This window comes from Maricaulis sp. B-26 (genome assembly GCF_056857855.1).
This window is the reverse complement of record NZ_JBSXNX010000016.1, coordinates 38,887-64,290: the sequence shown is the minus strand read 5'-3', so window position 1 is coordinate 64,290 and position 25,404 is coordinate 38,887. Positions and strand designations below refer to the sequence as shown.

At 65.2% G+C, this 25,404-nt stretch carries 24 protein-coding genes; 17 read left to right on the top strand and 7 right to left on the bottom strand.

What is annotated here, in order from left to right; genetic code table 11:
- The first annotated feature begins 112 nt into the window (after window positions 1–112).
- The 4 genes from AC13HB_RS03885 (at window position 113) to AC13HB_RS03870 (ending at window position 4,136) form a co-directional block, all read left to right on the top strand.
- Complete coding sequence (locus AC13HB_RS03885) at window positions 113–1,015, top strand: uracil-DNA glycosylase (protein WP_482948411.1); 903 nt, start codon at window positions 113–115, stop codon at window positions 1,013–1,015.
- A 145-nt stretch (window positions 1,016–1,160) separates the two neighbouring features.
- Window positions 1,161–1,715 carry a PAS domain-containing protein gene (locus AC13HB_RS03880; protein WP_482948410.1) on the top strand — a complete coding sequence of 185 codons (555 nt, stop codon included), beginning with the start codon at window positions 1,161–1,163 and terminating at the stop codon, window positions 1,713–1,715.
- A gap of 11 nt (window positions 1,716–1,726) precedes the next feature.
- On the top strand, window positions 1,727–2,887 hold the full coding sequence (locus tag AC13HB_RS03875) for a methyl-accepting chemotaxis protein (RefSeq protein ID WP_482948409.1): 1,161 nt from the start codon (window positions 1,727–1,729) through the stop codon (window positions 2,885–2,887).
- Window positions 2,888–2,987: 100 nt separating this feature from the next.
- Entirely contained in the window at window positions 2,988–4,136 is a 1,149-nt protein-coding gene (locus tag AC13HB_RS03870) for a PA0069 family radical SAM protein (RefSeq protein ID WP_482948408.1), read from the top strand.
- Window positions 4,137–4,160: 24 nt separating this feature from the next.
- Here the strand turns inward: AC13HB_RS03870 and AC13HB_RS03865 are convergent, their stop codons facing one another.
- Window positions 4,161–6,599: an EAL domain-containing protein gene (locus AC13HB_RS03865; RefSeq protein WP_482948407.1), complete on the bottom strand. Its 2,439-nt coding sequence runs from the start codon at window positions 6,597–6,599 to the stop codon at window positions 4,161–4,163.
- Between the two features lie 89 nt (window positions 6,600–6,688).
- Here AC13HB_RS03865 and rnhB point away from each other — a divergent pair, with 89 nt between their 5' ends.
- The 3 genes from rnhB to AC13HB_RS03850 all read left to right on the top strand — a co-directional run bounded on the left by rnhB (window position 6,689) and on the right by AC13HB_RS03850 (window position 11,045).
- A complete protein-coding gene (gene rnhB / locus AC13HB_RS03860) occupies window positions 6,689–7,279 on the top strand; it encodes a ribonuclease HII (RefSeq protein ID WP_482948499.1) in 591 nt (196 codons plus the stop codon).
- A gap of 77 nt (window positions 7,280–7,356) precedes the next feature.
- Window positions 7,357–8,436, top strand: a complete 1,080-nt coding sequence (locus AC13HB_RS03855; RefSeq protein ID WP_482948406.1) for a DNA methyltransferase — start codon at window positions 7,357–7,359, stop codon at window positions 8,434–8,436.
- Between the two features lie 20 nt (window positions 8,437–8,456).
- Window positions 8,457–11,045: an ATP-binding protein gene (locus AC13HB_RS03850; protein WP_482948405.1), complete on the top strand. Its 2,589-nt coding sequence runs from the start codon at window positions 8,457–8,459 to the stop codon at window positions 11,043–11,045.
- Between the two features lie 13 nt (window positions 11,046–11,058).
- Here the strand turns inward: AC13HB_RS03850 and mutY are convergent, their stop codons facing one another.
- Window positions 11,059–12,132, bottom strand: coding sequence for an A/G-specific adenine glycosylase (gene mutY, locus AC13HB_RS03845; protein WP_482948404.1), 1,074 nt, complete (start codon window positions 12,130–12,132; stop codon window positions 11,059–11,061).
- A 48-nt stretch (window positions 12,133–12,180) separates the two neighbouring features.
- On the opposite strand from mutY, the gene AC13HB_RS03840 reads away from it, so the two are divergent.
- From AC13HB_RS03840 to AC13HB_RS03800, 9 genes are all read left to right on the top strand, one after another.
- Window positions 12,181–12,720, top strand: a complete 540-nt coding sequence (locus AC13HB_RS03840) for a DUF721 domain-containing protein (protein WP_482948403.1) — start codon at window positions 12,181–12,183, stop codon at window positions 12,718–12,720.
- Window positions 12,721–12,742: 22 nt separating this feature from the next.
- Window positions 12,743–13,522 carry a thioredoxin domain-containing protein gene (locus AC13HB_RS03835; protein WP_482948402.1) on the top strand — a complete coding sequence of 260 codons (780 nt, stop codon included), beginning with the start codon at window positions 12,743–12,745 and terminating at the stop codon, window positions 13,520–13,522.
- 25 nt (window positions 13,523–13,547) lie between these two features.
- Complete coding sequence (locus AC13HB_RS03830) at window positions 13,548–14,315, top strand: thioredoxin domain-containing protein (protein WP_482948401.1); 768 nt, start codon at window positions 13,548–13,550, stop codon at window positions 14,313–14,315.
- 97 nt (window positions 14,316–14,412) lie between these two features.
- The gene (gene smc, locus AC13HB_RS03825) at window positions 14,413–17,856 is read left to right on the top strand and encodes a chromosome segregation protein SMC (protein ID WP_482948400.1); all 3,444 of its coding nucleotides are present in this window, start codon (window positions 14,413–14,415) and stop codon (window positions 17,854–17,856) included.
- A gap of 123 nt (window positions 17,857–17,979) precedes the next feature.
- A complete protein-coding gene (locus AC13HB_RS03820; protein ID WP_482948399.1) occupies window positions 17,980–18,297 on the top strand; it encodes an AtpZ/AtpI family protein in 318 nt (105 codons plus the stop codon).
- A gap of 62 nt (window positions 18,298–18,359) precedes the next feature.
- Complete coding sequence (locus AC13HB_RS03815; protein ID WP_482948398.1) at window positions 18,360–19,136, top strand: F0F1 ATP synthase subunit A; 777 nt, start codon at window positions 18,360–18,362, stop codon at window positions 19,134–19,136.
- Window positions 19,137–19,188: 52 nt separating this feature from the next.
- Window positions 19,189–19,422, top strand: coding sequence for a F0F1 ATP synthase subunit C (locus tag AC13HB_RS03810; protein ID WP_482948397.1), 234 nt, complete (start codon window positions 19,189–19,191; stop codon window positions 19,420–19,422).
- An 84-nt stretch (window positions 19,423–19,506) separates the two neighbouring features.
- Window positions 19,507–20,070 carry a F0F1 ATP synthase subunit B family protein gene (locus AC13HB_RS03805; RefSeq protein WP_482948396.1) on the top strand — a complete coding sequence of 188 codons (564 nt, stop codon included), beginning with the start codon at window positions 19,507–19,509 and terminating at the stop codon, window positions 20,068–20,070.
- Between the two features lie 2 nt (window positions 20,071–20,072).
- A complete protein-coding gene (locus tag AC13HB_RS03800; RefSeq protein WP_482948395.1) occupies window positions 20,073–20,615 on the top strand; it encodes a F0F1 ATP synthase subunit B family protein in 543 nt (180 codons plus the stop codon).
- Window positions 20,616–20,694: 79 nt separating this feature from the next.
- Here AC13HB_RS03800 and AC13HB_RS03795 read toward each other — a convergent pair whose 3' ends face one another.
- The gene (locus AC13HB_RS03795) at window positions 20,695–20,994 is read right to left on the bottom strand and encodes a hypothetical protein (RefSeq protein WP_482948394.1); all 300 of its coding nucleotides are present in this window, start codon (window positions 20,992–20,994) and stop codon (window positions 20,695–20,697) included.
- Between the two features lie 502 nt (window positions 20,995–21,496).
- On the opposite strand from AC13HB_RS03795, the gene AC13HB_RS03790 reads away from it, so the two are divergent.
- Entirely contained in the window at window positions 21,497–21,814 is a 318-nt protein-coding gene (locus AC13HB_RS03790; RefSeq protein ID WP_482948393.1) for an HNH endonuclease, read from the top strand.
- A gap of 12 nt (window positions 21,815–21,826) precedes the next feature.
- Here the strand turns inward: AC13HB_RS03790 and AC13HB_RS03785 are convergent, their stop codons facing one another.
- From AC13HB_RS03785 to gcvH, 4 genes are all read right to left on the bottom strand, one after another.
- Complete coding sequence (locus tag AC13HB_RS03785) at window positions 21,827–21,994, bottom strand: hypothetical protein (protein ID WP_482948391.1); 168 nt, start codon at window positions 21,992–21,994, stop codon at window positions 21,827–21,829.
- Between the two features lie 109 nt (window positions 21,995–22,103).
- Window positions 22,104–23,678 carry an aminomethyl-transferring glycine dehydrogenase subunit GcvPB gene (gene gcvPB, locus AC13HB_RS03780; RefSeq protein WP_482948390.1) on the bottom strand — a complete coding sequence of 525 codons (1,575 nt, stop codon included), beginning with the start codon at window positions 23,676–23,678 and terminating at the stop codon, window positions 22,104–22,106.
- Window position 23,679: 1 nt separating this feature from the next.
- Entirely contained in the window at window positions 23,680–25,023 is a 1,344-nt protein-coding gene (gene gcvPA / locus AC13HB_RS03775; protein ID WP_482948389.1) for an aminomethyl-transferring glycine dehydrogenase subunit GcvPA, read from the bottom strand.
- Window positions 25,024–25,035: 12 nt separating this feature from the next.
- Window positions 25,036–25,401 (bottom strand): glycine cleavage system protein GcvH, encoded by a 366-nt coding sequence (gene gcvH, locus AC13HB_RS03770; RefSeq protein WP_482948388.1) that lies wholly within the window; start codon window positions 25,399–25,401, stop codon window positions 25,036–25,038.
- Window positions 25,402–25,404: the final 3 nt, after the last annotated feature.

The window sequence follows — 25,404 nt, the reverse complement described above, 5'->3', positions numbered from 1 at the left end:
GGCTTGTTCGGCGTCGGTCATACCTTAGGATCGAAACTCCATCTAGCGTGACCCGCCGCCCGGATCAAAGATTTTACGTTAACGTACACGTCAAGAAGCACTCCATCGCCCGATGACCCAGCCTTCCCGGACCCTTTCGCAACAGGACGAACGTGCGCTCAAAGCCCTGATCGCGTGGTGGGAAGAGGCCGGAATTCCGCTGGACGAGCCGATCATCCGGCCCCGGCAGGCGGCGGCGCGGCCAGCGTCGGAGGTTCGTGAGGCGGCACCGCGGGTCCAGCCTGGCCCGGCTGGCATGGCGGCCCATTCCCGGCCGCCCGTTCCCGAAGCGCCGGCTCCGCGTACCGCGACCGCCGCGGCTGCGCGTGCAGCCGGGTTCGGAGAGGCAGGCGATGACGGCCCCGGCGCGGCAGAACTCGCCGCCGGCGCCGACACACTGGACGCGCTGCACCAGGCGATCGCGCGCTTCGAGGGCTGCCCGCTCAAACGGACGGCCCGCAACACCGTCTTCGCGCGCGGCAATCCCGAGGCCCGGATCATGCTGGTCGGCGAAGCGCCCGGCCGCGAGGAAGACGAACAAGGCAAGCCTTTCGTCGGACGCGCCGGGCAGCTGCTCGATCGCATGCTGGCGGCAGCCGGCCTCGGCCCCGAGGACGTCTATATCTCCAACATCCTGAACTGGCGCCCGCCGGGCAATCGCGCCCCGACCCAGGAGGAGATCGCGCTCTGCCTGCCCTTTATCGAGCGCCATATCGCACTGAAAAAGCCGGACCTGCTGATCCTCGCCGGCGGCATATCGGCGCAGACCCTGCTTCGGGAATCCGCCGGTATTACCCGGATCCGGGGCCGCTGGACGGATTATGCCGTCCGCGATGCAGCAGGCGAACCGACCGGCAGCACGATTCCGGCACTGCCGCTCTTCCACCCGGCCTATTTGCTGCGTCGGCCGCCGGAGAAACGTCTGGCCTGGGCGGACCTGCTCTCCCTGAGCGCGCGAATTCGGGATTTGGGGTAGCGTCCAGGAATGCAATCCAGAGCTGTAATAGTTTATTATTAGTGCCGCTGCGGCAAGGAAGGATTAACCGCCTGAAGCGAGATGATTTCGGCCTCCCCGCGCGCTCGAAAACAGCGCGTCAAGAAGCCGCTCATGGAGATGGCCGATGGCCCGGCCCGACACTTATCTCACCGGTGTGGAACGCACCTTCAATGAAGGCGAAGTGATCGTCACCAAAACCAATCTCAAGGGACAGATCACCTACGCCAATGACGTATTCCAGCGCGCGTCCAATGTGACCGAGCGACAGGCACTCGGCCAGCCGCACAATTTCATCCGTCACCCGGACATGCCGCGCAGCATCTTCAAACTGCTCTGGGATACGATCCGGGACGGGCGGGAAATCTTCGCCTATGTGGTCAACCGCGCCACCAATGGCGACCATTACTGGGTCTATGCCCACGTCACGCCGAGCTTCGACGGGAAGGGCGACATCGTCGGCTTCCACTCCAACCGTCGCGAGCCAGACAGGCGCATCCTCCAGCAGCATGTCGAGCCCTTCTACAAGGCGCTTCGCGACGCGGAATCCGCTGCAGGCAGTCCGAAACAGGGTTTGGCCGCCGGTGAAGCCCTGATCAGCAAGACCCTCGCCGATGCCGGCAAGGAGTACGATGAATTCATTTGCACGCTGGGTCAGCAGGACCGGCACGGCTATCGTTGAGGACGCCGATCATGTTCAGAAACAAGCATCGCGATGCGGTCCGCCGCGCAGCCCGTATCGTCTCCGCCGTTGCCGAGGGTGACTTCGAGCAACGCATTATCGGCGTCTCCGGCGACCCCGAGATCGCCGAGATGGAACTGGCCATAAACCGCCTCATCGACCGGACGGATTCCTATCTCCGGGAATCCCAGACCTGCGTGGAATACGTGCAGAAGAACAAGCACTTCCGCATGATCCCGGAAACCGGAATGGTTGGCGCCTACCAGCAGGCTGCCCGCTCGATGAACGAAACGCTCGGCGGCATCAGGCGGCGCCATGAAAGCGTCCTCGACCTCGCCAGCAATCTGGAACGCCAGCTCGCCTCCGTGGTCGGCAAGATCAGCCAGACGATCGGCGTGCTGCAGACCAATGCCGAAAGTCTCGACTCGCGCTGCACCGAGGCCTCGGAACAGTGCACGGGCGCTGCCGCCGGCGCCGAGGAGGCCTCGGCGAACATGCAGAGCGTCGCGGCGTCCGCGGAAGAGCTCACTTCCTCGATCGAGGAGATCAACCGCCAGGTCGTGCAGTCGGCATCCCTGGCCGAGGGCGCGGTCGACAAGTCGCGAGCGATGAACGACACGATTTCGGGCCTGGACACGATCACCACGCAGATAGGCGACGTCGTCACGCTGATCCGCTCCATCGCGGAACAGACCAACCTGCTCGCCCTGAACGCCACGATCGAGGCCGCCCGCGCCGGTGAAGCCGGCAAGGGCTTCGCCATCGTCGCCCAGGAAGTGAAGGCCCTCGCCTCCCAGACCGGGACGGCGACGGAATCGATCAGCGAGCAGATCGCCGATCTCCAGCAGAGCATGTCGGGCGCGGTGGAAGCGAACGGCTCGATCAGCGAGGCGATCGAACAGATCAACGCCACCTTCAACGCCATTGCCACGGCTGTCACCGAACAGAGCGCGGCCACCGGCGAGATCGCCCGCAATGTCAACGAAGCCGCGACCGGTACCGGCGACGTGTCGATCGGGATCGGCGCGGTACAGGCCTCGACGGCCGACACCAAGCACATGGTCGACAATGTGCTCGGTTCGGCGGTCGGTCTCGGCGAGCAGGAAAAGAACCTGCTGGACCTGCGCGAAAACATCGAGACCTTCCTCGAGGACCTGCGCAGGGTCGGCTGACGGGACGGGGCGCGGCCGAAAAAGCGCCCCACCCTGTCACCCATGAGGACAAACGGAATTTTGTTCTTGCTTTGTTCTTTTTCTGAGTCATTATCTGGGCATGACCGAGCGCCCCGGTGGCTACGCCCTTAACGCCCCTCAGGAACCCTCGCACCCGCCTCACCCCTCCGCCCGGGGCTCGCGGGTCCGGGGGCGGGGCGCTCGGTCAAACTCTTCGGGCCGGTTCGAGACGGAGCAGCGCGAAGCTTTCGACGATGGCTGGAATGACGGCTGGCAAGCGGACGACCCGCCGGCCCCGCAACTGGGCACGACCGTTCTGCGCGACGCGTCGCGCTCCATCGTGGCGACCAACCGGTCGCCGGACATTTCCTTCGACCAGTCGATCAATCCCTATCGCGGTTGCGAGCATGGCTGCATCTATTGCTACGCCCGGCCCAGCCACGCCTATTGGGGCTATTCGCCCGGTCTGGACTTCGAGAGCGTGCTGTTCTCCAAGCCCGACGCCCCGGCCCTGCTCGAGCAATTCTTCAACCGCCCCGCCTACACACCGAAGCCGATCGTGATCGGCGCCAATACCGATGCCTGGCAGCCGATCGAGCGGCGGCTGGAAATCACGCGTGAATTGCTCAAGGTCTTCGCCCGCTACCGGCATCCTGTGAGCTTCATCACCAAATCCGCCCTCGTCCTGCGCGATCTGGACATTCTCGGCCCGATGGCGCGCGACGGCCTGGCCAAGGGCGCCATTTCCGTCACCACGCTCGATCGCGGCCTGTCGCGGGACATGGAACCGCGGGCTGCCGCACCGCATCGCCGCCTCGAAACGATCCGGCAACTCACCGAGGCCGGCCTGCCGGTTTCGGTGATGATGGCGCCGATCATCCCGGCGCTGAACGATCACGAGATCGAGCCCCTGCTGGAGGCCGCGGCTGCGGCTGGTGCGCGCGGGGCCGGCTATGTGCTGTTGCGCCTGCCGCTGGAGATCAAGGATCTCTTTCGCGAATGGCTGGCGGAAAAGCGTCCGGACGCCGCCTCGCGCGTGATGTCGCTGATCCGCCAGATGCGCGACGGCCGCGATTACGACCCCGACTGGGCCACGCGCGGACGCGGCAAGGGGCCGCTGGCCGAACTCGTCGCCAACCGATTTCGCGCCGCGATGAAGCGCCACGGCCTGGACGGACCGCTGGCGCAGCTCGATTTCAGCCGGTTCGAACGCCCGCTCGGCTCGCAGGGACAGCCCTCCCTGTTCTGAACAGGCGACATCGCGATCCGGCGGTCAGGCCTGCCGGCGCGAGTTATTGCCGGCGTCGCCGGTCGCCCGGACCCGACGGGAGATTTCCTGCCGCAGCGCCTCGGACTCCGATGCGAAGGCGCGAACATGGCCGCGCGTGATCGGGCGGGAGAGCAGATAGCCCTGGAGGATGAGATCCGGCTGATGCCCCAGCGCGCCGAGTTCCTCGAAAGTCTCCACACCCTCGATGACGACGGCGATATCCAGCGCACGGGCGAGCTGGGTCGTGGCCTGAACGATGATCTGCGCCTCACGATCGTCCTGGATACCGGTGATGAAGGCCCGGTCGATCTTGATCTTGTCAAAGGGGAAGGTCCGCAAATAGGCGAGCGAGGAATAGCCGGTCCCGAAATCGTCGATCGAAAGCCGCACGCCCAGCGCCTTGAGCCCCTGCAGGACTTCCAGCGCGCGTTCCTCGTCGTCGATCAGCACGCCTTCGGTGATCTCGATATCGAGTCGCTCGGGCGCTAGGCCGGAGGCACGCAGGGCCTGCTCCACGGACAGAACGAAATTGCCCTGGCGGAACTGGGCGGGACTCACATTGACCGAGATGATCTGATCGTCCGGCCAGGTCATTGCCTCCCGGCAGGCCGTCCCCAACACCCACTCGCCCATTTTCAGGATCATACCGGTCTCTTCGGCGATCTGGACGAATTCCGCCGGCGAGACGAAGCCACGGCGCGCATCCTCCCAACGGACCAGCGCCTCGTAGCCGACGATCTTTCCGTCACCGATCCGCGCCTGAGGCTGGAAATGCAGATCCAGCAACTCGTCCTCGAGGGCCATCGAAAGATCCGCCTCGAGCATGCGGCGCTCCTGCATCATCTGCCCCAGCTTGGGATCGAAATCGCGCACCTGATTCCGGCCCTGCCCCTTGGCGCGATAGAGGGCCAGATCGGCCTGGTTCATCAAACGGTCCGGATCCTCGCCGTCGATCGGGAAGAGCGTCACGCCGCCCGAGGCGCTGACATTGATGTGCAGCTTTCCGAGTGTCAGCGGCGTGCCGACATTGTTCACCACCCGCTGGGCGATGGTGATGGCATCGAGCCGACGCGTCACGTGCGGCAGGACAACCGCGAATTCATCCCCGCTCAGGCGTGCTGCCGTGGCGTGCTTCGGCAGCGCGTCCAGAATGCGCTCGGAGACCGTTTTCAGCAGGTCGTCGCCGACGCCGTGGCCGTGGACGTCATTGACCTCCTTGAACCGGTCGAGGTCGAAGAACATCAGGGCGACCTGGGTATCATTCGCCCAGGCCCGCTCGATCGCACTTTCGAACTCGGTGCGGAATTTCAGCCGGTTCGGCAAGCCGGTCAGCGTGTCGTGGTGCGCCAGATGCGCCATCCTGGCACGCGCATGCTCTTCCGAGGACACGTCGTGGAAGGCGAAGACCTGCACGTCGGATCCGTTGAAATTCATGGTCCGGCTGCGCGTCAGCACGCTGAGCGGCAAACCGTCCCGGCATTTCAGGCGAACGGTCACGGCTTCGCCGTCACCGGCCCGGCCAAGCCCTTCGAGTGCGGCCACGTCCAGCGCCACCTTGTTCAGGGGCGTGCCCAGCAGATCCGCTCTGCCGAGTTTCAGCATGTCGCAGAGCCGGTCGTTCATGTCGACCAGCAGGCCCTCTTGCACCACGGCGATGCCTTCGAAGGTCGCATTCGCGAAGGCCCGGACCCGGCGCGTTTCCTCGCGCCGCCGAGCGCCGATATGCAGATCGAAAGCGGCCGCGACAAGACCGCCCGAGACGACGAGCACGACCCCCAGAGCGACCGTGATGGCGAGAAGTTTTGGCGAAATCCCCGCCGCCGGGGCGACGATGAACGGGTCGGGCACCACCCGCATCGCCCCCATTGACAGGAAATGCAGTACCAGCACGCCGAGCGCGAGTGAGCCGGCCGCTGCGAAAAGGCCGCGGCGACTGTTCATGCGGATCGTAAGCAGTGTGGTCAGGACCGCGGTCTGTGCCCCGACAAGGATGGCGGCGACGACCAGGCCTGCATCCCATTCGATCCGGCCGCCGATATTCATGGCCTGGATGCCCATGAAATGCATGGACGCGATACCCGCACCGATCAGCACGCCGCCGACGACCTCGCTGTAGCGATGGCCGGCGCGCACGGCATAGGTCCAGCCACAGATGCATACCGTTACGATGAAAAGCAGCGAGCTAACCGTTCCGACCGGTCCGTAGCTGACGGGGACGGGCGGGTCATAGGCCAGCATGGACACGAAATGCGTGCCCCAAATGCCTACGCCCGTAACGATGCCCGACATCAGCAGCCAGACCAGACGCTGCCGGGCGCTGGCCAGTGCGGAGCGCCGCGCCGTCGCGGTTGCCGCGACCGCGGACACCAGACAGAGTACGGCCGCGATCGCGACCAGCCTGAGATCGTGTTCGACCGTCAGGCAGTAATAGACGCTGTACACTCGCTTGCCCCAAGGGAACTGCTTTGACCGCCATCTACTCAGATAAAAGCGAGGAATCACTTAACGGCGATCTCTTCACTGCATCCGGTATGGTGGCCGGCGTGGACGAGGCCGGGCGCGGCCCGCTGGCCGGCCCGGTGGTGGCCGCTGCCGTCATCCTCGATCCTTCACGACCGATCGAGGGGCTGGCTGACTCAAAGGCACTCACCGAGAAACGCCGGGAGGCTCTGGCTCCGTTGATCAGGAAGCGCGCCTGGGTCGGGATCGGCATTGCCGAACCGGCAGAGATCGACCGGCTCAACATTCTGCATGCCACCATGGCGGCGATGGCCCGTGCAGTTTCCCTCCTGCCGTGCAGTCCCGAGCATATCCTGGTCGACGGAAACCGCCTGCCCGACGGCCTGCCCTGTCCGGCCGAAGCCATCGTGAAAGGCGATGCGAAAGTGGCGGCGATTGGTGCCGCCTCGATCATCGCGAAGACGACGCGCGATGCGTTGATGAAGGCCGCGGCGACACGCTTTCCCGCCTACGCATTCGAAGGCCACAAGGGCTATCCCAGCGCGGCTCACCGTTCGTGCCTCGCCGAGACCGGCGCCTCGCCGATCCACCGGCGCAGCTTCGGCCCGGTTCGCGCTGCCCTCGAATCCCGGTTTTCCACAGATGCGAATCACTGTGGATAAGTATTTTCAGGGTTAACGCCCCGTTAGCCCTCCACGGCCCAGGATTCACGTCGTGCTAACGAGTGGAGTGGCGTGTCATGGTGGACTCTCGGATCGACCAGATCCTGGAAGGCGAATGCGTGGAGGTGATGAAATCGCTTCCCGAGGCGAGCGTTGATCTCGTCTTCGCGGATCCGCCCTACAATCTCCAGCTCGGTGGCGATCTGCACCGCCCGGACAATTCCAAGGTGTCCGCGGTCGACAATGACTGGGACCAGATCGGCGGGTTCGACGAATACGACCTGTTCACCTGGGGCTGGATGGAAGAAGCACGCCGCGTGCTCAAGCCGAACGGCGCGATCTGGGTGATCGGCAGCTATCACAACATCTTCCGCGTCGGCGGCATTCTCCAGGATGCCGGCTTCTGGGTGCTCAACGATATCATCTGGCGCAAGTCCAACCCGATGCCGAACTTCAAGGGCACGCGTTTTACCAATGCGCATGAGACCCTGATCTGGGCCGCCAAGACAAAGGATGCCCGCCCCACCTTCAATTATGCCGCCATGAAGGCCCTCAATGACGGCGTGCAGATGCGCTCCGACTGGACCCTGCCGATCTGCTCGGGCGGCGAACGCCTGAAGGGCGCGGACGGCAAGAAGGCGCATCCGACACAGAAGCCGGAAGCCCTGCTGCACCGCGTGCTGCTGTCGACAACCAATCCGGGCGATGTGGTGCTCGACCCCTTTTTCGGAACAGGAACGACCGGCGCCGCCGCCAAACGGCTCGGCCGCCATTACATCGGCATCGAGCGCGACCCCGATTATCTGGCGGTCGCCCGCGAGCGCCTCGACGCGATCCAGCCGGCCTCCCGCGAGGCGCTGAGCGTCACGCAGTCCAAGCGCGCACAGCCACGCATCCCGTTCGGAGCTCTCGTCGAGCGCGGCCTCGTGAAACCCGGCGACACGCTCTATTGCCCGAAAGGCCGCCACACGGCCCGGGTCCGGGCCGATGGCACGTTGATCGCCGGCGAACGGGCCGGCTCCATCCACCAGGTCGGCGCCCAGATCCAGAGCGCGCCTTCCTGTAACGGCTGGACCTACTGGCATGTCCGCACAAAACAGGGGCTCGCCCCGATCGATGTCCTGCGCGCCGAGATCCGCGCCACGCTTGAGAACTGACGCAAAAGGCCGGAGGCCCGATGGCACAGCCGAAAACGGCCTCCAGTTCGGATGCCGCTGTGAATGACAACGCCCCTCGCGTCCAGCGGACCTCCCTGGCCTGGCTGATCCTGGCCATCGTCCTGCTCGGCTCCGTACTTGTATCGGGGTCGACGGTTCTCTTTTCCTCGATCTCTTTCTGGAACCGGTTGCAGAGCGAGCATCTGGCGCAACTCGAAGATTATGTCGTCGAGCGCGGCGAGCGGAATGCCGTCCTCTTCGAGACGGTTCAGTCTGCTCACGCATCGGCGCAACGCGCGCTTGAGCTCCGCTTGTCCTCGCTTGAGGTAGCGGACATCGACATCGATGCCGAATTCGACGCCCTCTTTCCGCTGCAGCCGGACGGGACCCGGCGCAGCCGGGACGAGCTGTTCGACGGCTATACAGACGATCGCGGCGATTATCATTTCGGAACGGCGGCCTTTCTCAACGCAGAAGCCACGCTCGACACCCGGCACAAGCGCCGGCTGCTCGCGGCCTATTACGTGGTCGATGCCTTCGGGGAGAGCCTCAACGGCCTGCTCGACAATATCTATTACTTCAGCGAGGCGGACGAACTCATCATCTCCGCGGCGAGCCGGCCGGACCGGCTGATGTTCTATCGCCGCGACGCCACCCCGGATTTCAGCCTGCAGGACACGTCGCTCTACCGGCTCGTCAACCCGGCCAACAATCCGGAGGGCGAATTCGTCTGCGACGAGCTTTCCCCGATCCTCTATGCCGGAGCCGGACAGCCGCTGACCACGGGGTGTTTCTCGCCCTACCGTCCGGGCGGCGAGCACCAGGGCGCCTTCGGAACGACGATACGCGTCGACGCCTACTTCACGAGCGCCATGGAAAATCCGCCAAACTTCGGCACGAACATGCTGCTGGACTATAACGCCAATCTGATCGCCCATCCCGAATTGCTCGGCGGGCCGATCCATGCCGCCAGCGTCGATGCGCTGACCGGCTGGCTGGCACCGACACAGGTCTTCGACATTATTGCCGGTCTGCCCGGGGCTGCCACGCACGGCATTGAAGAAAGCTCCGACGGGCGCTGGCTGATCGCGTGGTCGCGTCTGGAGGGACCCGACTGGTACACGGTCTCGCTGATCGACCGCCATCAATTGCTGAACACGGCAAGCCGCCAGATCATGCGGGTCGCCGGCATCGGCCTGCTGGGTATCGGTCTCCAGGCGCTGATCGCCTGTTTCATTCTCAACTTCCGCCTGGTCCGCCCGATTGCAGCACTGACCGATCATTTCAGCCGGTCCGGGCCGGACACGCCACAACGCAATCGCGAGCTTGAACGTGCGCTCGTCGCCCGTAACGAAATCGGCACGCTGGCCCGCACGCTCGAAACCCACCGCCGTCAGCGCGAGCGGACGCTGGAAGAGCTGGAGGAGCGCGTCGCGGAACGCACCACCGAGCTGCGCCAGGCCATCGCCTCGAAATCCGCCTTCCTCGCGATGATGAGCCATGAGCTGAGAACGCCACTGAACGGGATTCTGGGCTTTGCGGAAATCCTCGAACACGAACTCGAGGACGAGACGCAGCGTCAGCGCGCGCGTATCATTCATTCCAGCGGCGATACGCTGACGCGCCTTCTGAATGACATACTCGACATGTCGAAAATCGAGGCCGGCAAACTCGAACTCTCGGTCGACCTCAACGATCTGCATGCCATGACGAAGGACACGCACAGCCTCTTCGCCGAGACCGCGGAACGCAAATCGCTGGACTATTCGCTCGAGATCGGCGCCGACGTGCCGCGAATGGCGCGCTTCGACGCGATGCGCGTGCGCCAGTGCATCACCAATCTTCTTTCCAATGCCGTGAAATTCACCTCTTCCGGCTCGGTCGCGACCCGGGTCCAGGCCGAACCGGCGGGCGCGCGGACCCGCATCACGGTCAGCGTGCGCGATAGCGGGATCGGTATCGAACCGAACAGGCTGGACAGTCTGTTCGCGCCCTTCACCCAGGCCGACACATCCATCACGAGACGTTTCGGCGGGACCGGGCTGGGCCTGTCCATCGCCCGGGACCTTGCCCACATGATGGGCGGCGACGTTACGGTCGAATCCGAACCGGGCGCTGGATCGACCTTCAACTTCACTTTCCTGGTCACGCCGGTCGAGGCGGAGGTGGACCGGATCGAAGACTGGTCCGCCACAGCGCTGTCGACAGAATCCGCCTATCGCAGACTGCGCGGTATTCGCATCCTCCTGGTCGAGGACAACATGATCAATCGCGAGGTCGCGCGGGCCTTCCTCAAGCCGCTCGACCCGGTCATCACCGAAGCCGAGAACGGCAAGGCCGCGCTCGATTTCCTCGCCGAGGACGAGTTCGATCTGGTGCTGATGGATGTGCGCATGCCGGTCATGGACGGTCTGGAGACAACGGGCCGGATCCGCGAGGCTGACGCCGACTGGTCGGACCTGCCCGTCGTGGCGCTGACGGCCAACGCCTCGGACCAGGATGCCAATGAATGCCTGCGGGCGGGGATGGACAGTTTCGCGATCAAGCCGCTCAAGCCCCACGCCCTGTTCGAGGCCATGATCCAGGCCATCAACGCGCGCACCCCCTAGGCGGCACTGTCGCCTAAGCGCCCCGGACCGAACGCACCGCGACCACCTTGCGCATCACGCTCGGCAGCGCTTCCTGCCCGAGCGCGTCTTCAGAAACCCAGCCTCCGGCATCCGGTTCCCAGTCCGCGGGCGCCTGCGCCTCCCGGACGACGAGCCTCAGCTCGAAATGCGTGAAGACATGCCGGATCTCTCCGCATTCCTGCCAGTCGGCCGCAGCCAACGGCGCCTCGGCCTCGCCGGGAGGGCTGTCCGCCTCGACCCATTGGGTAGAGGGCACTTCCATCATGCCGCCGAGCAGGCCCTTGTCCGCCCGGCGCCTCAGCCAGACATGACCGTCGCGCCGGACCAGCCAGGCAGTCCCACGCCGCACAGGCTTGGCCTTTTTCGGCGCCTTTCGCGGATAGCGCTCCGCATCGCCGGAAGCGCAGGCCTCGCAACCGGAACGCCAGGGACACCCGCCGCAATCGGGTGAGCGGGGAGTGCACACGGTCGCGCCCAGATCCATGATCGCCTGGGCGTAGTCGCACGGCCGGTCCGGGTCGGCGATGGCTGCGGCGAGGCGCCGTATCTCCGGCTTCGCCTTAGGCATTTCCGTCTCGACACGGTGAAGCCGTGTGATCACCCGCTCGACATTGCCGTCGACGACGCTGGCCGGCTTGTCGAAGGCGGCAGCGAGTATGGCGTTGGCCGTGTACTCACCGATGCCGGGCAGCGCCCTCAGCCCTTCCAGCGTGTCCGGAAAACGCCCGCCAAGCTCCTCGCTCACCGCGATCGCGCAGGCGTGGAGATTGCGGGCTCTCGCGTAATATCCGAGCCCCGCCCATTCGCGCATCACATGCTCGCGCGGCGCGGCGGCCAGATCCCCGACCTCCGGCCAGAGTTCGAGAAAGCGGAACCAGTAAGGCGTGGCATGGGGAATGGTGGTCTGCTGCAGCATGATCTCGGACAACCAGATCGCATAGGGGCTGACCAGCCGGCCTGCCGTGCGGTCCTCGGGCCGTATGCGCCAGGGAAGGCGCCGGCCTTCCGCGTCGTACCAGGCGAGCAGAGTGCGGCGCAGGGAGGCGATATCGGGAGCGTCGGACATGGTGATCGGACCTTGCAGAGACCGCCCTTCGCGGCGATTGTGCACACCATGGTTCGCAAACCGTCCCCGTCAACACTGGACGCCGCCGCGTCGCAGTTCCTCGCCACGCATCGCGGGCGCCCTGCCATCCGGCCGGCGCCTTCCGCTGGCGTGGCGGCAGAGCGGGTTCTCAAGCCGCTGGCCCGACGCTTCGGCGTCGGCGTCGACCAGCTCCGCGAGCACTGGGGCGACATCGTCGGCGACCGTCTGGCGCAATGGTCCGAACCGGAAACGGTTCGCCGCTCGGGCGGCATCAACACACTGGTGATCCGCGCACGCGGTCCGGCCGGGGCCATCCTGCAGGCGGAATCGCGGCGTATTCTCGAGCGTATCCGCACCTATTCCGGCAATCAGGCGCCGACGCGTATCCGCATCGTCCAGGGAAGCGCCGCAAGGAAGACCCGCCCGCAGCCCGGCGACGTCCCGCAGATGAAAGTGCGGCAATCCCCTTCACAAATGAGCGAGAAGGTGGAGACTTCGGCCGAGGCGCGGCTATTGTCCGCTCTGAAGCGTTTCGGCGACGGCGTGAAGTCCCGAAATGAAAACTGATACAGGCATGGGGAGCCCATCCATGAGTCTTTCGCGTCGCATCTTTTCCGCAGTCGCCCTCTCCGCGACCCTCGCCCTGGCCGCCTGCGGCGGCGGTGGCGATACCGGATCCGGTTCCACGGCCCAGGGCAGTTTCGAGCGCGAAGGCGATCGCGGTCTCGGCGATCCGAACGCCCCGGTCACCATGATCGAATACGCCTCGGTGGCCTGCGGCCATTGCGCGACCTTCCACAATGAAGTCTGGTCGATGCTCGAGGACGACTATATCGAGACCGGCAAGGTCCGTTTCGTGATGCGCGAGATGATCACGGGCAATGCCCAGTTCGCCATTGCCGGCTTCGCCCTGGCCCATTGCGTTCCGGAAGACCGCTATTACGACATGGTCGACCTGCTCTTCCAGCAGCAGAACGTGATCTTCCGCGCCGCCCAGACCCAGGGCAATGCGCGCAATCAATATCTCGCCATCGCCCGTTCCCTCGGCCTGAGCGAAGCGGACTTCACCCGCTGCCTCAACGACCAGGACATCAACCAGGCGATCGTGGAAGCCCATGAGCGCGCGCTCGACGAAGGCATCGATTCCACGCCGCGCTTCCTGTTCAACGGCCAGTTGCTGGAATCCCGCCGCGCTCCGGGCGCCACGGAATACACCTATTATCTCGGCGGCGAGCAGCTGATCATCGACGGCGAACCGGTGCCGGGTATCGTCGATGCCGACACCTTCCGCCTCATTCTCGACCATCTGGTCGCCGAGGCTGGTGGCGTCGAGGCGTCCGACGAAGCCACGACCGAGACGGCCGAGTAAGGCCTCGCCACATACAGGACCAGTCATGCGTATTCTCCGCACCATGCGTACCGCGATCGGCGCCGCCGGCCTCGCCGCCTCCCTGGCGGCCGGGCTGACGGCCACCGCTCTGAGCCAGCAAAGCGCTGCTCCGGCGCCGGAACTGCCGCCGCTTTCGGACATTCCGGCGGCCCAGGAACGGCCGGACGATCACGTCATGGGTGCGGAGGACGCGCCGGTCCTGATGATCGAATACGCCTCCTTTGCCTGTCCGCACTGCGCGCATTTCCAGGAAGACGTGTGGCCGGTCATTCGCGACGAATTCGTCGAGACCGGTCAGGTCCGCTACGTGCTGCGGCCGATGCTGACCGCTCCGCCGCAACTCGCTGCGGCGGGCGTGATTCTCGCGGAATGCGCCGCGGAGGATCGCTATTTCGACGCCGCCGACCTGCTCTTCGCCGAACAGGCCGCGATCTTTCAGGCGGCGCAGTCCGGCGGCGACGTCCTGGGCGTCTATAACCGTGTCGCAGCTGCCGTCGGCGTCTCGCCGGAGCAGCTGATGGCCTGTTTCAACGACCCGGCGACGAATGCAGCTGTGAATAACGCAGCCCGGCAGGCACAGGCCGACGGGGTCCAGTCCACGCCGAGCTTCTTTATCAGTGGCAAGCACTTGACCATCGCCGCGGCCGATGGCGGGACCTGGTACATGTGGGGTGGAGACCCCCTGATCATTAACGGAGAAAGGGTCCCCGGCCAGATCGACGAAGACTCTTTCCGCCGAATCATCCTTCACTTCCTGGACGCTGCCGAATAGCGGGAGCGATTCGCGTCAGGAAAGCGCCGCATTCGGGTGCCAACACGGCGCCCGGACGGGTCTGATCCCCGTCACCCAGCGGCGCAATGGAGGTCGGGTGAAGTTTACGCAGCTAAGGCTGGCCGGTTTCAAATCATTCGTCGATCCGATGGAACTTCGGATCGACCCGGGCCTTACTGGCGTGATCGGACCCAACGGTTGCGGCAAGTCCAACCTGCTTGAAGCCCTGCGCTGGGTCATGGGCGCAACCTCCGCCAAATCGCTGCGCGGCGGCGGGATGGAAGACGTCATCTTCTCCGGCACCGACGCACGCCCCTCGCGCAACCATGCCGAGGTCGTGCTTACGGTCGACAATTCCGAAAAGCTCGCCCCGGCCCGTTTCAACGACGCCCAGATGCTCGAGGTCACACGGCGCATCACGCGCGGTGCCGGCTCCGCCTACAAGATCAATGGCGAGGAAGTCCGCGCCAAGGACGTACAGCTTCTCTTCGCGGACGCCGGCACGGGCGCCAATTCGCCTGCTCTCGTCCGCCAGGGCCAGATTTCCGAACTCATCGCCGCCAAGCCGGAAAACCGCCGCCGTGTGCTGGAGGAAGCCGCCGGCGTGGCCGGCCTGCGCGCCCGGCGTCATGAGGCCGAGCTGCGCCTGAAGGGTACGGAAGCCAATCTCGACCGGCTGCAGGAGATCATCGACGAGACCGGCTCGCGCCACGGCTCGCTGCAGCGGCAGGCCCGGCAGGCGGCACGATATCGCAAGCTCTCCGCCTCCATCCGCACACTCGAAGCCGCCGTCTGGCTCAATCGCTGGCGAGCGGCTGCGACCGCCGTGGAGGAGGCCGAGGCCGAACTGAACGAGCGTCGCGACGCGGCCGAGACTGCCACGCGCGCCGCAGCCGAGGCACGCACCCAGGCCGAAATCCAGGCGGCGGCACGCGAACCGGCCCGCCAGGCCGAAGCCGAGGCCGCCGCAGCTCATCGCCTGCTTGAACGCGAGCGGGACAAGCTGGAGCACACGGCAACGGAAGTCCGCCGCACGATTTCCGGTCTCGAACACCGGCTCGAGGAATTGGCCCGGGGCGCCGATCGCGAGACCCATATCATCGAGGACGCACAGGCCAGCCGCGAGGAAGCGGCTGCCGCGCTGGAAAAGCTCGACGCCGAAACCGAGCGCGAAAGCGCCGCGCTCGCCGAAGCGGAGACCGCTGCCAGCGGGGCGGAGGCCGAGCGACTCGATAAGGAAGCCGTGCTCGACCGCTGCTCCCGCGAAGCGGCCGACAAACGCGCGGCCATCGAGGCCGCCCGCCGGGATCTGGGACGTTTCGAGGCCCGCATCGCGCAGATCGACCGCGAGATCGAGACCGCCACCGCCGAACGTGACCGGTTGAAATCCTCCTCCGCCATGACCGATCTCGCCGAAGCCGAGAGCGCGGCGGAAGCGGCCGAGACCGCCCTCGCCGAGGCCAAGACCGCGCTTGAGGCCGCCGAGACCGATCGCCAGACCAAGGCGGCGGCCCTGGAAGCAGCCTCGGAAACCTGGCGCGCGCTCTCGACCGAGCGCGAGACGCTGGAACGCGAGACCCAGGCACTCGAACGCCTCCTCGCCGGCTCGCAATCGGAAAGCCAGCCTGCGCTCGACGCGATACGCGCCCGTCCTGGCTATGAAAAAGCCCTCGCCGCCGCTCTGGGCGACGATCTGGAAGCCTCGCTCGACGATGAGGCGGCCCGCCACTGGCAGGAGGCCGGCATCAAGGCCGACATGCTGCCCGGCGGCTGCGTGCCCTTGTCCGATCATGTCGAGGCGCCGGTCGCCCTGAAGGCCCGCCTCGATGCGGTCGGCGTGATCAAGCCGGAAAAGGCCGCGGAAGCCTTTGCCAAGCTGAAGCCGGGCCAGCGCCTGGTCACGCGCGACGGGGATCTGTGGCGCTGGGACGGGCTGGTCGCCCGGGCCGACGCGCCCTCCGCCGCCGTGGCGCGTCTGGAACAGCGCAATCGTCTCGATGCGATCCGTCAGGAACTCGCCGAGGGCGAAGCCGATTTCGAACAGGCCCGCACCGCCGAACAGACGGCACGCGAAGCCGCGGAAGCTGCGCGTCAGGCCGAACAGGCTGCCCGCAGCGTCGTGCCGCCCGCCGAGCGCGCAGCCCGCGACAGCTTCAGCCGGATTTCCGATCTGCGCGAGCGCACGGCCAAGGATGCCGCCCGCGCGACGGCGCTGGACGAGCGCCTCGAACGCCTCGACGCGGAGAAGACTGAAACCGCGACCGCGCTCGAGGCCGCACAATCTCTTTTGTCCGAAGCCGAAGCCGCCGAAGGCGATACCGAAGCCCTCGATGCGGCCCGCGAGGCTGCCGAGACCGCCCGTGCCACAGCAGCCGATGCCCGCGCCGCGCTGGAAAGCCTGCGCCGGGAATCGGATATGCGCCGTCAGCGCCGGGCCGGCCTCAAGCGTGATCACGGCGCCTGGGCCGATCGCTGCAAGGCCGCAGAGGCCCGCCTCGCCGAAATCGCCCATCAACGCGAGGAGGCCGAAGCTTCGCTCGCCCGGGCGCGCACGCGCCCGGACGAAATCCAGGAACAGCTGCACGCCCTGACCGACAAGCTGGACGCCGCTGCCCACAAGGCGAACGAAGCGCGCGAAGCGGCCAGCTCGACCGAAGGCCTGGTCAAGGACGCCGACAGCGCCGCCCGCTCCGCGGAGGCTGCCGCCTCTGCCGCCCGGGAGGGCCGTGCCGCCGCCGAAGCCCGTCTGTCCGGCGCACGCGAACGGTTGAACGAGACGACGGAACGCCTCCAGGACGCGACCGGCGAGGCCCCGGGCACGCTGGCCGCGCGAATCGACGAGGACGAGATCGCCGAATTGTCCGCGGACGAGCTGGAGCGCCGGCTGGACGATGCGCGTCAGAGCCGGGAACGGCTGGGCGCCGTCAATCTGCGTGCCGACGAGGAGGCCGAGGAACTCGCCGCCAAGATGGAAGAGATGACCCGCGAGCGCGACGATCTCGTCGAGGCCATCGCCCGCCTGCGCAAGGCCGTGGACGAGCTCTCCCGCGAAGGCCGGGCGCGGCTCCTGGAAGCCTTCGACATCGTCAACGAGCATTTCCAGAATCTCTTCGCCACCCTGTTCGAAGGCGGTCATGCCGAGCTTCGCCTGACGGAGAGCGACGATCCGCTCGAGGCCGGGCTGGAGATCATGGCCTGCCCGCCGGGCAAGAAGCTCGACACCATGTCGCTCATGTCCGGCGGCGAGCAGGCGCTCACGGCCTCCGCTCTGATCTTCGCGGTCTTCCTGTCCAATCCGGCACCGGTCTGCGTGCTGGACGAGGTCGACGCCCCGCTCGACGACGCCAATGTGGACCGCTATTGCCGCATGCTCGACAAGATGCGCGGCCTGACCGAGACGCGTTTCCTCGTCATCACACACAATCCGCTCACCATGTCGCGCATGGACCGGCTCTACGGTGTGACCATGGCCGAGCGCGGCGTTTCCCAGCTGGTCTCGGTCGACCTTGTCGGTGCCGAACAGCTGGTCGCCGCCGAATAGCAATTTTCCATTTTTATTTCTGGCACTTACCGCAGGTGCGGGCTTGCTTGACTTGGGAGGGGGCCATGGATAGTGTGCGCGCGCCTGTGGGGGGCTGTTCCTCCGTGGGCGAACCGGTCAATCATGTCAGGCAAAGACAACACCCCGCGCGACCCATCGAAAGGCGATCTGGACGATTTGCAGCAGCGCATCGAGGCGCGGCGCGAAAAGTACAGGCCGCAGGACGATACGCCGAGATCGGCATGGTCCCTCGGCATGCGCTACGGGTCGGAATTCTTCGCCGGCGTGCTCGCGGGTGGCGGTCTGGGTCTGATGCTGGACTTTGCCCTCAAGATCATGCCCTGGGGCCTGATTGTCGGGACGTTATTGGGTTTTGCGGCCGGGACGATGAATGTGGTCCGCGCCGCGCGCGAAATGAGTTCGGAGTCGCAAGGACAATAGTCCCTTTGACTTCGCGGGATGAATTTGCGGCCTGGCCGCAGCAGATTTGAAAGAGGCCGGGCGTGGCAGACACCAACCCGATCAAGCAGTTCGAAATCCACGAAGTCTTTCCCTTCGAGGCATTCGGCCTGAATCTCGCCTTCACCAATTCCAGCTTCTTCATGGTGCTGACGACGGTGCTGACGGTAGCGCTGTTCATGATGGCGATGTCGAGCCGCGCCCTGGTGCCGAACCGGGCCCAGTCGGTGGCCGAGATCATCTACGGCTTCGTGGCCGATATGCTGCGATCGACGGCGGGTGCTGACGCGCTGCGCTTCTTCCCCTTCGTCTTCACGCTCTTCATCTTCATCCTGGTCGCCAACATGCTCGGCATGTTCCCCTATTTCCCGGCGCCGGGTGCCCACTCCTTCACCATCACCAGCCACATCGTCGTGACCGCCGCGCTGGCGCTGATGGTCTGGCTGACCGTGATCATCTACGGCATCTACAAGAACGGCCTGAAGTTCCTGCTTCTGTTCTGGCCGGCCGGCGTTCCGATCGCGATCAAACCGTTTGTGGCCCTGATCGAGGTAATCTCCTTCATTTCGCGGCCGCTCAGCCATTCGGTCCGTCTGTTCGCGAACATGCTGGCAGGCCACATCCTGCTGAAAGTGTTCGCCGGCTTCATCGTCATGCTTGGCGGCGCGATGGGCGCGGCCGGTTATCTCGCGGGTATCTTCCCATTCGCGATGACGCTGGCCCTGACGGCTCTCGAATTCCTGGTCGCTTTCCTGCAGGCCTATGTGTTCGCCATTCTCACCTGCATCTATCTTTCCGACGCCCTGCACCCAGGACACTAGGCAGAGCGTTTAATCCCAAACCTGCAATTCGATCTTCCAGAGGAGTATCAAAATGGACGCTCAAGCAGCTCAATTCGTCGGTGCCGGTCTCGCCTGCCTCGGCATGCTCGGTGCCGCCATCGGCGTGGGCAATATCTTCGGTTCCTTCCTTCAGGGCGCCATGCGCAACCCGTCTGCGGCTCAGTCGCAGTTCGGCAACCTGATCTTCGGCTTCGCCGTGACCGAAGCCCTGGGCATCTTCTCTCTCCTGATCGCCTTCATGTGCCTGTTCGGCATCGGTGGCTAAGCGAGACGCGCGCGGCGATGCAATGATCGCTGCGCGCCCTGCCCCTTTCAGCAGGGGCTCAAGACTAGAAGGAGCAGGCGTCCCATGACGCACGCACCGCATACCGAAGCGGCCCACGCGGCCGAGACGGCGGAACACGCCGCCTCCGGCGTCTTCCCGCCCTTCGACCCGACCTATTTCCCGTCGCAGCTCTTCTGGCTGGCGATCAGCTTCGTCGTTCTCTACGTCGCGCTGGACCGCTTCATCCTGCCGAAGATCAAGACGACGATCGAGGATCGCCGCGACCGTATCGCCGACGATCTCGACGCCGCGGCCCAGGCCAAGGCGGACGCGGATGCCGCAGGCGAGGCTTATGAAAAGTCTCTCGCCGAGGCGCGCTCGAAAGCCCATGTGATCGCGGCGGAAACCCGCGAAGCGCTGGACGCCGAGATCGCCCAGGAAACCGCCGATGTCGAAGCCGAGCTGAACGCCAAGCAGGAAGCCGCCGAAACGGCGATCCGCTCGGCCAAGGAAAAGGCTTTCGCCGAAGTGCGCGGCATCGCGTCCGACGCAACCGTGGCCGCCGTGGCTGCCCTGGCGAATGTCGAGATTTCCGACGCCGAAGCCGGCAAGGCCGTTGACGGCGTGTCCAAGGCGAAGGAGTCGTAATCATGACGCTTGCCGAAGAAACCGCCCACGGCGCCGCTGACGCGGCCGGTGCGGCCGGCCTGCTGGCCGACCCGTCCTTCTGGGCCACTGCAGCCCTCGTCGTCTTCTTCCTGATCCTCCTGCGCATGGGCATCCACAAGACGCTCGCCAAGACGCTGGACGACCGGGCCGACGCCATCCGTTCGGAACTGGACGAAGCCAAGCGCCTGCGCGAGGAAGCCCAGGAAATGCTGGCCAGCTATCAGCGCCGCCAGCGTGAGGCGGAGAAGGAAGCCGAAGCGATCATCGCCCAGGCCAAAACCGAGGCGAAGGTGCTCAAGGAAGAGGCCCGCAAGGAACTCTCCGAACGCCTTGAGCGCCGCACGGCCATGGCCGAGCAGCGCATCGCCCAGGCCGAAGCCCAGGCCGCTGCCGAGGTGAAAGCCGCCGCTGCCGATATGGCTGCCGCTGCGGCCGAGGAAATCCTCAAGACTAAGCTGAAAAAGACCGATCTCAACAAGATCGTCGATGCCGACATCAAGATGGCCGGCGAACAGCTGAACTGATCCATCCGGTCGGACCGGACATGAAAAGGCCCGCGGTTTTCGCCGCGGGCCTTTTTTCATGTCTGCAAGACGGGACGGTTTATTCGGCCGGATCCGCTTCCTTCTCGCCGAAGGCGAAACGGATGCGCTTCCAGAGCCAGGGCACGCGGCGCAGCTGATCGGTGATCAGGCGGTGCAGCGTCTTCGAGGCTGCGGCGACCAGAACCAGACCGAAGAGACCGATGGGAAAGCCGATGGGCAGGAGCGGGGTGAGCATGCCGATCGGCACGGAGATCACCATCAGCACGAGACCGAACGCCACCACGACAGCACGGATCATCAGCGCAACGAATGCGCCGATCGCGTTCTTCCGTGCCAATCCATTAAGCGCTTCGTTCATCGCCTGACCGTCTCTACCGCTGGCGAGTGAACCGTCCAACGGTTCCCCCGATGCCGGGCCTGCTCCCTAAATGGGACTCTATCCCCTGCAGACAACACTAAACTCGTAAACATCACTGCAATGCGAGACAAAAACGCCGAAATAAGGGCGAGCGCCCCAGTTCGCTGTGCATTGTTGCATTCGCGCACTGGCACGGAAGCGCTTCCGGCTTTGTCAGGCCTGACTGGATGATCCGGGTCCAACCGCGGTACAGGCCTTCGCAAGCAGAGTCGAGGCTGCGACCTGACTCATAAATTAATTGTCATCTGGATGGCAGCGTCCGCGGTTTCAGATATTAGCCACGCACAGAATGTAAGTGTTATGCTACCGGACGGAATTGCGGGGTGGTGCGAAAGACGCATCGTCCAGCGCGAGCAAGATGCTACCGATCCAGGATCGCCCAAGCAGTGGTTGATGCGCAGTCCGCTTTGTCTCTCACAAGCAAAGCAGGAGTCGTGCATCCATGACCGAAAAGACAACCCGAATTCGCCAAAAGAAAATGAAGCAGCAAGGGGGGCGCTGCTTCTATTGCAGCCGCATGATGTGGACCAGCACCGGGGAGTCGGATTCCCGAAAGCGCAAGCCGCATCCCCTGATGCAATGCACGACCGAGCACTTGAAACCACGCTCGGAGGGCGGGGCAGACTCGGAGCGCAACATCGTCGCAGCCTGTCTGTACTGCAATCAGACGCGCCATAAGGGTAAGCGGCCGCTGGACGCCGCAGCCTATAAATCGAAAGTGCAAAAGCGATTGTCCGCTGGACGCTGGCTCAGGCTTTAAGAAGCACCGCCGTCACCGCGCAATGAGTTCGAGGGCGGCTTCCGCGATAACGACTCCCACGCCGGCCATGATCACGCCCACAAGGACGGCGAGGACGGCAGTCAGGATCAATCGGCCGCCGCCGCCGCCCTGGCGGGGCTTGCGGCGAAAACTCAGACGGGAAGCGCGTGACGTCGACATGGCCTCGATCCTATCAGGGAAAGTGGCGGCGATGGGGCATGGACTGCAATGTCATGAAAAAGGGCGCAGACCCAGCGGCCCGCGCCCTCTTCATGCCGTCAGCGGACGCCTATTCTGCCGCTTCGGGTGTGTTTTCCGGCGGCGTCCAGCGCAGCACGGGCTGACGGGCTGCCCGCGTCTCGTCGAGACGCTTGGTCGGGGCATGAACCGGGGCCGCCACGAAGCGGTCCGTCTCGCCTGCCTTGGCGGCGAGGGCGAGAGCTTCGAGCACTTCGATGAAGCGGTCGAGGCCGGACATGGACTCGGTCTCGGTCGGTTCGATCAACATGGCGCCGTGGACGACCAGCGGGAAATACATGGTCATCGGGTGATAGCCCTCATCGATCATCGCCTTGGCGAAGTCGAGCGTGGTAACGCCGGTACCCTTGAGGAAGCGGTCGTCGAACAGGGCTTCGTGCATGCAGCTGCCCTCGAAGGCCGGCGTCATGACATGCTTGAGACGGGCGAGGATGTAATTGGCGTTGAGCACCGCATCTTCGGCGACCTGGCGCAGGCCGTCCGAACCATGGCTCATCATGTAGGTGAGCGCACGGGTGAACATGCCCATCTGGCCGTGGAAGGCCGCCATGCGGCCGAAGGGATCGCCTTCGGCTTCCGCGGCGTGCTCGACCAGATCCCAGCCGCCCTTCTCCGTCTTCACAACGTAGGGAACAGGCGCATAGGGCGCGAGCGCGTCGGAAAGGACGGTCGGACCGGAACCGGGACCACCGCCGCCATGCGGGGTGGAGAAGGTCTTGTGCAGATTGATGTGCATGGCGTCGACGCCGAGATCGCCCGGACGCACGCGGCCGACGATGGCGTTGAAATTGGCGCCGTCGCAGTAGAAATAGCCGCCCGCCTCGTGGATCAGGTCGGCGATCTCGCGGATATCCCGCTCGAACAGCCCGCACGTGTTGGGGTTGGTCAGCATGATGCCGGCGACGTCGTCGCCCAGCTTGGCCTTGAAGGCCTCCATGTCGACGCGGCCCGTCTTGTCGGCCGGGATCTCGTCGACGGTGAAGCCGCACTGGACCGCGGTCGCGGGATTGGTGCCGTGAGCGGATTCCGGAACGAGAATCCGGCGGCGATGGGTTTGCCCGTCCGCGTCGAGGCGGGCGCGGATCGCCATCATGCCGCAGAACTCGCCATGGGCACCGGCTTTCGGCGACATGGCCACGGCGGGCATGTTCGTGAGCGTCATCAGCCAGCGGGCCAGCTCGCCCATCAGCGCGTATGCGCCCTGCACGGTCGAGCCCGGCTGCAGCGGGTGCACATCGGCAAAGCCCGGCAGGCGCGCGATCTTCTCGTTGAGACGCGGATTGTGCTTCATCGTGCACGAACCGAGCGGGTAGAGACCCAGATCGATGGCGTAATTCTTCCGCGACAGGCGCACATAATGGCGCATGGCTTCCGGCTCGGCGAGCCCGGCCAGGCCGATCGTCTCCAGGCGCTCGAGACCGCCGAGGCGCGTCTTCGTGCCCTTCGGCTCGGGAAGGTCGACGCCGCAATGCTCAAGATTGCCGCGCTCGAAGATGAGCGGTTCGGCCTGGTCGAGGCCGCGGCTGCCGGAGATGGTGTCGGCATAGCCACCCGTGGCCACATTCTCGGCCATACGGGTGGGACGTCCCTGCGTGTTCATTCCCATCTTACAGCACTCCATTGAGCGCCTTGACGAAGACGGCGATGTCTTCCGGCGTGTTGGTTTCGGTGGCGGCGACGATGAGGCGATCCTCGAACTGCCCCGGGAAGAGGCGGCTGGCGGGTACGCCGCCCAGCACGCCGAACCTGGCCAGGTCCTCGACGACCTCTGCAGCCGGCCGGGGCAGTTTCACCGTGAACTCGTTGAAGAAGGCGTCATTGAGTACCTCGACGCCGTCGATGGCATCGAGCGCATCGGCGAGCTCGCAGGCGGTCTCGTGATTGATCCGCGCCAGACGCTTGATGCCGGCCTCGCCGAGCAGCGTCATGTGGATCGTCCAGGCCAGCGAGCACAGGCCGGAATTGGTGCAGATGTTCGAGGTCGCCTTGTCGCGGCGGATGTGCTGCTCGCGCGTGGAGAGCGTCAGCACATAGCCCCGGCGGCCGTCGGCATCGACGGTCTCGCCGGCGAGGCGGCCGGGCATCTGGCGGATGAAGCGGCGATCGTCCTTGCAGGCGAAGAGGCCCACATAGGGACCGCCGAAATTGAGGCCGACGCCGATCGACTGGCCCTCGCCCACGGCGATGTCCGCGCCCATATGGCCCGGCGCCTCGACGAGGCCGAGCGAGACGGCTTCGGTGAAGACGGCGATCACCAGCGCGCCCTTGGCGTGGGCGGCTTCGGAGATGGCGCGCAGATCGTGCAGACGGCCGAAAATGTCCGGCGTCTGGACGACGACGCAGGCCGTCGTGTCGTCGATCGCGGCGATGACATCGTCCAGCGTCTCGGCGGCCGGATCGGTGACCGAGATCTCGACGTCGGAATACTTGGCCAGCGTCCTGGACGCCTCGACATAGTGCGGGTGCACGCTGCCGGCCATGATCGCCCTGTTCCGGCGGGTCACGCGTGCGGCCATCATCACGGCCTCGGCGCAGGCGGTCGAGCCGTCATACATGGAGGCATTGGCCACATCCATGCCGGTCAGGAGCGCGACCTGGGTCTGGAATTCGAACAGGGTCTGCAGTGTGCCCTGGGAGATTTCCGGCTGGTAGGGCGTGTAGGCCGTCAGGAATTCGGACCGCTGGATCAGGTGATCGACCAGCGCCGGCACATGGTGCTTGTACGCCCCTGCCCCCACAAAGAACGGCGCCTGTCCGGCGGACGTATTCTTGCCCGCCATGGCGGTGAGCGCCCGCTCGACCTGGAGCTCGCCTTGCTTCTTCGGTAGGTCGATCAGTCCGTCCAGGCGCGCCGCTTCCGGCACGTCGGTAAAGAGCTCGTCGATGGAGGCGACGCCGATCGCATCGAGCATCGCCTTCCGGTCGCTGTCTGTGTGGGGGAGGTAACGCATGGGGTTTGCCCTTTAAGCGGTGTGAGCCTTGTAGGCGGCTTCGTCCATCAGGCCGTCGAGCTGGGAGGCGTCGGACAGCTTGATCTTCACGAACCAGCCTTCGCCGGACGGATCTTCATTGACCTTGGCCGGCTCGCCTTCGAGGTCGTCATTGATCGCGGTGATCTCGCCATCGACCGGGGCATAGACCTCGGAAGCGGCTTTCACGGATTCCACGACGGCGAACTCGTCGCCCTTGGAGAGCGTCTTGCCGACTTCCGGCAGTTCGACGAAAACGACATCGCCAAGCTGGCCGGCGGCGTAGGCGGTGATGCCGACGGTGGCGATGTCGCCGTCGACGGTGATCCATTCATGATCTTCGGTGTAACGCGTGGTCATAGT

Coding starts and splice junctions, on each gene's coding strand:
- AC13HB_RS03870 (WP_482948408.1), top strand. CDS start 2,988: ATGACCGAGCGCCCCGGTGGCTACGCCCTTAACGCCCCTCAGGAACCC.
- gcvPB (WP_482948390.1), bottom strand. CDS start 23,678: ATGGGAATGAACACGCAGGGACGTCCCACCCGTATGGCCGAGAATGTG.
- AC13HB_RS03800 (WP_482948395.1), top strand. CDS start 20,073: ATGACGCTTGCCGAAGAAACCGCCCACGGCGCCGCTGACGCGGCCGGT.
- AC13HB_RS03785 (WP_482948391.1), bottom strand. CDS start 21,994: ATGTCGACGTCACGCGCTTCCCGTCTGAGTTTTCGCCGCAAGCCCCGC.
- AC13HB_RS03855 (WP_482948406.1), top strand. CDS start 7,357: ATGGTGGACTCTCGGATCGACCAGATCCTGGAAGGCGAATGCGTGGAG.
- AC13HB_RS03830 (WP_482948401.1), top strand. CDS start 13,548: ATGCGTATTCTCCGCACCATGCGTACCGCGATCGGCGCCGCCGGCCTC.
- AC13HB_RS03875 (WP_482948409.1), top strand. CDS start 1,727: ATGTTCAGAAACAAGCATCGCGATGCGGTCCGCCGCGCAGCCCGTATC.
- mutY (WP_482948404.1), bottom strand. CDS start 12,132: ATGTCCGACGCTCCCGATATCGCCTCCCTGCGCCGCACTCTGCTCGCC.
- AC13HB_RS03820 (WP_482948399.1), top strand. CDS start 17,980: ATGTCAGGCAAAGACAACACCCCGCGCGACCCATCGAAAGGCGATCTG.
- AC13HB_RS03795 (WP_482948394.1), bottom strand. CDS start 20,994: ATGAACGAAGCGCTTAATGGATTGGCACGGAAGAACGCGATCGGCGCA.
- AC13HB_RS03880 (WP_482948410.1), top strand. CDS start 1,161: ATGGCCCGGCCCGACACTTATCTCACCGGTGTGGAACGCACCTTCAAT.
- AC13HB_RS03885 (WP_482948411.1), top strand. CDS start 113: ATGACCCAGCCTTCCCGGACCCTTTCGCAACAGGACGAACGTGCGCTC.
- AC13HB_RS03805 (WP_482948396.1), top strand. CDS start 19,507: ATGACGCACGCACCGCATACCGAAGCGGCCCACGCGGCCGAGACGGCG.
- gcvPA (WP_482948389.1), bottom strand. CDS start 25,023: ATGCGTTACCTCCCCCACACAGACAGCGACCGGAAGGCGATGCTCGAT.
- AC13HB_RS03810 (WP_482948397.1), top strand. CDS start 19,189: ATGGACGCTCAAGCAGCTCAATTCGTCGGTGCCGGTCTCGCCTGCCTC.
- gcvH (WP_482948388.1), bottom strand. CDS start 25,401: ATGACCACGCGTTACACCGAAGATCATGAATGGATCACCGTCGACGGC.
- rnhB (WP_482948499.1), top strand. CDS start 6,689: ATGGTGGCCGGCGTGGACGAGGCCGGGCGCGGCCCGCTGGCCGGCCCG.
- AC13HB_RS03835 (WP_482948402.1), top strand. CDS start 12,743: ATGAGTCTTTCGCGTCGCATCTTTTCCGCAGTCGCCCTCTCCGCGACC.
- AC13HB_RS03790 (WP_482948393.1), top strand. CDS start 21,497: ATGACCGAAAAGACAACCCGAATTCGCCAAAAGAAAATGAAGCAGCAA.
- AC13HB_RS03840 (WP_482948403.1), top strand. CDS start 12,181: ATGGTTCGCAAACCGTCCCCGTCAACACTGGACGCCGCCGCGTCGCAG.
- AC13HB_RS03850 (WP_482948405.1), top strand. CDS start 8,457: ATGGCACAGCCGAAAACGGCCTCCAGTTCGGATGCCGCTGTGAATGAC.